This window comes from Brevundimonas sp. UBA7534 (assembly GCF_002479325.1).
Lineage (GTDB): Bacteria > Pseudomonadota > Alphaproteobacteria > Caulobacterales > Caulobacteraceae > Brevundimonas.
This window is the reverse complement of the sequence record NZ_DLMO01000102.1, coordinates 1-454: the sequence shown is the minus strand read 5'-3', so window position 1 is coordinate 454 and position 454 is coordinate 1. Positions and strand designations below refer to the sequence as shown.

General features: G+C 69.6%; 2 protein-coding genes. Both read left to right on the top strand.

The window, feature by feature from the left end:
- Nucleotides 1–324, top strand: a 324-nt coding sequence (locus B2U11_RS07870; RefSeq protein WP_292070957.1) for an FAD-dependent oxidoreductase, incomplete at its 5' end; no start/stop codon positions are given.
- The coding region (locus B2U11_RS07865; RefSeq protein ID WP_349680716.1) for a maltose acetyltransferase domain-containing protein at nt 321–454 on the top strand (134 nt) is incomplete at its 3' end. The genes B2U11_RS07870 and B2U11_RS07865, both read left to right, overlap by 4 nt.

Here is a 454-nt window from a genome sequence, read left to right as displayed (position 1 = left end):
GGCGGGCAGGGCGTGTTCGGTCCTGACCTGGCCTATGTGGAGGCCGAGGATTATTCCGTCGATCCGGCCAAGGCGGACGAGTTCGCGCGCTACATCGCCCGGTTCTGGCCGGGCGTGACGGTCGAGCGGCTGACGCCCGATTACGCCGGCATCCGGCCCAAGCTGCATGGCCCGGGCGAGCCGCAGCCCGATTTTCAGCTGCATGGGCGCGAGCATCATGGAATCGACGGCCTGATGGCCCTGTTCGGCATCGAGAGCCCCGGTCTGACCAGCTCGCTGGCCATCGGAGAGGCGGTCGCCGCCGCCTTGACGGAGGCCTCATGACCGAGCGGGAGAAGATGCTGGCGGGCCTGCCCTACGACCCGGGCGATCCCGATCTGCGCGAGGGTCGCGCCCGCGCTGTCGCCTTGACTGTAACCATCAACGCCGAGCCGGACCGCGACCGGCGTCGCGT